The sequence below is a fragment of the Rhodoferax sp. UBA5149 genome, assembly GCF_002413825.1.
In the GTDB taxonomy this organism is placed as follows: Bacteria; Pseudomonadota; Gammaproteobacteria; order Burkholderiales; family Burkholderiaceae_C; genus Rhodoferax.
Genome location: NZ_DHXT01000168.1, coordinates 2,402 through 7,995, shown reverse-complemented (window position 1 = coordinate 7,995; position 5,594 = coordinate 2,402). Strand labels below are relative to the sequence as shown.

General features: G+C 61.8%; 6 protein-coding genes. 2 read left to right on the top strand and 4 right to left on the bottom strand.

Translation table 11 applies throughout. The annotated features are described in order from the left end of the window. The coding region (locus B3V69_RS15400) for a PAS domain-containing protein (protein ID WP_296447896.1) at positions 1-333 on the bottom strand (333 nt) is incomplete at its 3' end. 257 nt (positions 334-590) lie between these two features. Continuing rightward, a complete protein-coding gene (locus B3V69_RS15395) occupies positions 591-1,337 on the bottom strand; it encodes a Crp/Fnr family transcriptional regulator (protein ID WP_296447895.1) in 747 nt (248 codons plus the stop codon). A gap of 224 nt (positions 1,338-1,561) precedes the next feature. Between B3V69_RS15395 and htpG the strand changes: the two genes are divergently transcribed. Continuing rightward, complete coding sequence (htpG, locus tag B3V69_RS15390; protein WP_296447894.1) at positions 1,562-3,580, top strand: molecular chaperone HtpG; 2,019 nt, start codon at positions 1,562-1,564, stop codon at positions 3,578-3,580. Positions 3,581-3,756: 176 nt separating this feature from the next. After that, the gene (locus B3V69_RS15385; protein WP_296447893.1) at positions 3,757-4,212 is read left to right on the top strand and encodes an FKBP-type peptidyl-prolyl cis-trans isomerase; all 456 of its coding nucleotides are present in this window, start codon (positions 3,757-3,759) and stop codon (positions 4,210-4,212) included. Positions 4,213-4,255: 43 nt separating this feature from the next. Here B3V69_RS15385 and B3V69_RS15380 read toward each other — a convergent pair whose 3' ends face one another. Together B3V69_RS15380 and B3V69_RS15375 are read right to left on the bottom strand one after the other, a co-directional pair. Then, positions 4,256-4,723, bottom strand: coding sequence for a hypothetical protein (locus B3V69_RS15380; RefSeq protein ID WP_296447892.1), 468 nt, complete (start codon positions 4,721-4,723; stop codon positions 4,256-4,258). A gap of 122 nt (positions 4,724-4,845) precedes the next feature. Next, positions 4,846-5,594 (bottom strand): serine/threonine protein kinase (locus B3V69_RS15375; protein WP_296447891.1); only part of this gene is annotated, 749 nt, incomplete at its 5' end.

The window sequence follows — 5,594 nt, the reverse complement described above, 5'->3', positions numbered from 1 at the left end:
TGCCTCGAAGCCTGGCTTGATCGATGTGCCGAGTTCGATAGTTAAAGCCTCTGCCCGTTCGATCACTTCCTGCGGATCGGAAATCTCGGCAGGCGTGATTTTGTTCAGTACGTCGATAGCCAGATAACCCAGCATGCGTTCCGCGCCAATATTGAAAATCTGAATTACGCCATTCTCGTCGGTGGCGATACTCGAAAAGTTGGCGCTGTTGAGAATCGCGTTCTGCAAGGCCCCGGTGATGAGCAAGGACTCCTGGCGCCCGACCTCGGCGACGCCTTCCCCCGTGCCAGCGGCGAGCTTGGGAATGACGGGGTCGTAGTTTTTTTCGGACATGACTGGTCTCTGTTACAGCGCGAATAGTCTGGCGGAGCCCGTGGCAGAAGGTGCGAGCAACACCTTAGCTGCTCATGGGTTCACCCTGCACAAAAAAACATGTTTTTGCTCGCAGGCGCCGGGGAGGAGGTAAATTGAGTCCGTGGACGAACTTTGAGCAGCCATGTTGCATGGTAGCGATCAAGCCTGCCGTTCTCCGTTCGTTATCGCACATAAGGCGGGGATTTTATGCAGCACGTGAGCCGGGCCGGGCTTTTTTAACCGTGTCTGGCCAAAGGGCGTTCCTGGCGATTGCGGGCATCGCTCAGCAAACGATCAAATTCGTTTTTGACCACCGCATAGCACTCACACACGCTGGACTCCAGACCCGAGCGGTCAAGCACGGTGATGTGGCCGCGGCGGTAGCGAATGTAGCCCGCTTGCTGCAAATGCCCGGCGGCCTCGGTAATGCCCTCACGCCGCACGCCGATCATGCTGGCAATCAGTTCCTGCGTCATGGTCAATTCATTCGAAGACAAGCGGTCGAGGGTCAGCAACAGCCAGCGGCACAGCTGCTGCTCCACCGAGTGGTGCCGGTTGCAGACCGCCGTTTGGGCCACCTGCGTCATCAGCGCCTGGGTGTAGCGCAGCAACAAGTGCTGCAGCACCCCGGCGCGCTGGAATTCCTGCGTCAGGATCTGCGCCTTCAGCCGGTAGCCATGACCGCCGGTGTACACGATGGCCCGGCTCGGCGTGGTGTTGCCGCCCATGAAAAGGGGGACGCCGAGCAGGCCCTCATTGCCCACCCCCGCAATTTCGGACGATGCGCCGTTCTCCGTCAGGTATTGCAGGGACACGATGGCGGTCGTCGGAAAATAGGCGTGCTGCAACTGGCCGCCGGACTCATAAAGAACTTCGCCCAGCGGCATCGCGACCAACTCCAGATGGGGCGCGATGAGCTCGAATTCTGCCGTGGGCAGGGCGGCGAGAAGGTGGTTTTGATTGGGGCTCGGCGGGGTATCCAAATTCGGTCTCCGAATGATCGCCTAAGCGGCATGAGCAGCAAACGGGTAGCATACACGCTTTGCGCCCCAGTCGCGTCGAGGCACACTGCCACAGGCAAGGGATTCCCTCAAAAGAGGATGCACACCCCGCCTCTTGAAACCCCCGCTCATCGCCCATAATTGGGGGTTTCCCGCGCCGCATCTTTTGCGCGCTATCCGTTTTTAATGACACAACGCCCTTCCCCATGACCAAACAAACCCTTGCCTTCCAGGCCGAAGTAGCGCAACTGCTGCACCTCGTCACGCACTCGCTGTACTCCAACAAGGAGATTTTCCTGCGCGAGTTGATCTCCAACGCGTCGGACGCCTGCGACAAGCTGCGCTATGAGGCCATCAACGACGGCGGCCTGTATGAAGACGCGCCCAATCTCGAAGTGCGGGTGTCCTTCGACAAAGAGGCCAAAACGCTGACCATCACCGACAACGGCATCGGCATGAGTGCGCAGGAAGCGATCGACCACCTGGGCACCATCGCCAAGAGCGGCACCAAGGATTTCGTCTCCAAGCTGTCGGGCGACCAGAAGGCCGACTCGCAACTGATTGGCCAGTTTGGCGTCGGCTTTTATTCCGGTTTCATCGTGGCCGACAAGATCACGGTCGAGTCGCGCCGCGCCGGCATGGTGGCGGCGGAAGGGGTGCGCTGGATCAGCGGTGGCGCCGGCGACTTTGAAGTCGAAGCCATTGAGCGCGCCGCACGCGGCACGAGCGTCACCCTGCACCTGCGCGAAGACGCCATGGACTATGCGTCAGCCTGGAAAGTCAAGGGCATCATCGCCAAGTATTCCGACCACATCAGCCTGCCGATCCTGATGGAAAAGGAAGAATGGAAAGACGGTGAGCTGATCAACCCGAGTGATGAAAACGGCGGCCGCCAGCCGGGTGGCATGGTCAAGACCGGCGAGTGGGAAACTGCCAACAAAGGCAACGCCATCTGGGCCCGCGCCAAGAAGGACATCACGCCCGAGCAGTACACCGAGTTCTACAAGCAAATCAGCCACGATTTTGAAGCGCCGCTGGCGCACACCCACAACCGGGTCGAAGGCAGCACCGAGTACACGCAGCTGCTGTACATCCCGGGCAAGGCGCCGATGGACTTGTTCAACCGCGAAAAGTCGGCCGGCGTCAAGCTCTACGTCAAGCGCGTCTTCATCATGGACGACGCCGAGGCGCTGCTGCCCACCTACCTGCGCTTTGTCAAAGGCGTGGTCGATTCGGCCGACCTGCCGCTCAACGTGAGCCGTGAGCTGCTGCAGGAAAGCCGCGACGTGAAGGCGATCCGCGAAGGCTGCACCAAGCGCGTGCTGGGCATGCTGGAAGATTTGGCCAAAAACGACAAGCTGCCGCAAGCCGCGACCGAAGGGGCTGCATCCAAAGCTGCCGATGGCGTGACGGACGTGGTGACTGACGTGCTGAGCGAAGAAGACAAGGCCGAAGCGCAGGCCAACGCTGGCAAATTCAGCAAGTTCTACGCCGAATTTGGCGCCGTGCTGAAAGAAGGCCTGGGCGAAGACTTTGCCAACCGCGAGCGCCTGGCCAAGCTGCTGCGCTTTGCCTCCAGCACCACCGACACCGTGAGCGTGGGTTTTGCCGACTACAAAGCGCGCATGAAAGAGGGCCAGGAGGCCATCTACTTCATCACCGCCGACACGCTTGCGGCCGCCAAGAACAGCCCGCAACTCGAAGTGTTCAAGAAAAAAGGCATCGAGGTGCTCTTGATGACCGACCGCGTGGACGAGTGGGCACTGAACTACCTGCATGACTTCGACGGCACGCCGCTGCAAAGCGTGGCCAAAGGCGCGGTCGACTTGGGCAAGCTGCAGGATGAGACTGAAAAGAAGGCGGCCGAAGAAGCGGCCGAGACCTTCAAACCGCTGCTGGCCAAGCTCAAGGAAGCGCTGAAGGACAAGGCGGCCGACGTGCGCGTGACCACCCGCCTGGTCGACAGCCCGGCCTGCCTGGTGGTGCAGGACGACGGCATGAGCACGCAGCTGGCGCGCATGCTCAAGCAGGCCGGTCAGACCGCGCCCGACGTCAAACCGGTGCTGGAAGTGAACGCCGAGCACCCGCTGGTGAAGAAGCTGGACGGCTCGGTGCACTTCAACGACCTGGCCCACATCCTGTTCGACCAGGCCTTGCTGGCCGAAGGCGGCCTGCCGGCCGACCCGGCGGCTTATGTGAAACGGGTGAATGCGCTGCTGGTCTAATGCTTATTGAACAAACCAGCCTCCAGCCCCCGTATTCATTGCGTAAGCAGCTACTAAAACAATAGCAATTGACGGACCATCCGGCGCCGCAGCCAAGCCGGCTGGCGGGGCTTTTTCTTGGCGCCCCGGCACCCAGCGACAATCAGGCGCACCCTCAACCAACCCAAAAACCGCTCATGAAAACTGTTCTCCGCCTTGCCACCCTCGCCGCCGCGCTGGCGACCCTGACTTTGTCCACGTCCACGGTATGGGCGCAAAACGCCGTCACCGCCGCCTCGGCCAAGGAAGCCGGCGCCGTGGTCACGGCCAGTGGCCTGGTCTACCGCTCGCTCAAAGACGGCAGCGGCGCCAGCCCGTCGGCCAGCGACAAAGTCAAGGTGCACTACCGCGGCACCTTCCCCGATGGCCGTGAATTTGACAGCTCCTACAAACGCGGTGAACCGATCGAGTTCCCCTTGAGCGGCGTCATCAAATGCTGGACCGAAGGCGTACAGCGCATGAAAGTGGGCGGCAAAGCCAAGCTGACCTGCCCGCCCGCCATCGCCTACGGTGAGCGCGGTGCCGGAGGCGCGATCCCGCCCAACGCCACGCTGCTGTTTGAAGTCGAGTTGCTGGGCATCAACGGCAAATAGTCAAGGCCGGAGCGGGCCAGGGAGTCGGGATGTGAGCCAATGGTTATGTGGCATCCCGCGCATCAAGCCGGGACCGCGCCCAAACCTGCGCCGCGTGCAGCTCTTCGAACGCTTGCCATGGCACATTGATTCGGGAAAATATCTTCGCAAAATAGGGCAGCATGATGGATCGGCCCTCCACCTCGGGTGCCACCACCCAGGCCACGGCAACATGCGGCTTCACCTGCGCCAGGTGCGCCTGCATGCCTTGCTCATAGGCCTCCAACGCGGCCGGAGACATCAGCATGCTGGTGCGAAACACGACAATGGTCGCCCGGCGGTCTTCGGTACCCCACTCCGCGACGACCGCGCGACGGGCTTTGCCCAAAGCCACGATCGCCTCCAGATTGAAGGGTCCCTCGGCGTCATAAACAACAATATCCCCTTCCAGATGAACGTCAAGTCGGCCATGCGGCTTGAAGTTTCCGTCGGCAAAATCGTCCGTTGAGTGCGGTTTGGGCTGGCCTGTCATGTCAGTACGTCAATCTTGTTAAATCGTTACGGGCGCCGTGCGGGGCAAGCGCCGCTATACGCGCGGCCTCATCGAGCCGCCCAGTTTAGCCCGGTCTTGCGGGCGGCGCTGTGCCGCGCTCGTCACACCACCAAAGGCGCATCCTGCATCGCTTCGATCTGTTCTTCGAGCATCTGCACCTGGCCCTGCCAGTAGTCGCTGGAGCCAAACCAGGGGAAGTTGATGGGAAACGCCGGATCGTCCCAGCGCCGCGCCAGCCAGGCGCTGTAGTGAATCAGGCGCAGCGTGCGCAGCGGCTCAATCAGGGCCAGTTCACGGCGGTCGAAGTCGCGGAACTGTTCATAGCCGTCCACCAGGGCGCCGAGCTGGCGCGTGCGCTGCTGGCGGTCGCCGCTGAGCAGCATCCACAGGTCTTGCACGGCGGGGCCGCTGCGGGCGTCGTCCAGGTCGACAAAGTGCGGTCCCGGCCCGGCGCTGGCGGGCGACTCCAGCGGCGTCCACAGGATGTTGCCGGGGTGGCAGTCACCGTGCAGGCGCAGCCGCTTGATCGGCTCGCGATCCAAGTCTTTTTGGCCTCCAGCCCCCGTTAAACATACGTGACCAGCTATTAAATCAATAGCATCCTGGGACATCTTGGCCCAGGCGGACTGAACGTCCAGCGGCACCTTGTCGTGGCTGAGCAGCCATTCGCGCGACTCGATGCCAAAGCTTTGCAGGTCGAGTGCCGGCCGGCTGACAAAGGGTTTGGCGGCGCCCACGGTGTGAATGCGCGCCAGAAAGCGGCCAATCCACTCCAGCACATCGGGGTCATCCAGCTCGGGCGGACGGCCGCCGCGGCTCGGGCTGACGCTGAAGGCAAAGCCGCCAAAGT

Coding starts and splice junctions, on each gene's coding strand:
- htpG (WP_296447894.1), top strand. CDS start 1,562: ATGACCAAACAAACCCTTGCCTTCCAGGCCGAAGTAGCGCAACTGCTG.
- B3V69_RS15385 (WP_296447893.1), top strand. CDS start 3,757: ATGAAAACTGTTCTCCGCCTTGCCACCCTCGCCGCCGCGCTGGCGACC.
- B3V69_RS15380 (WP_296447892.1), bottom strand. CDS start 4,723: ATGACAGGCCAGCCCAAACCGCACTCAACGGACGATTTTGCCGACGGA.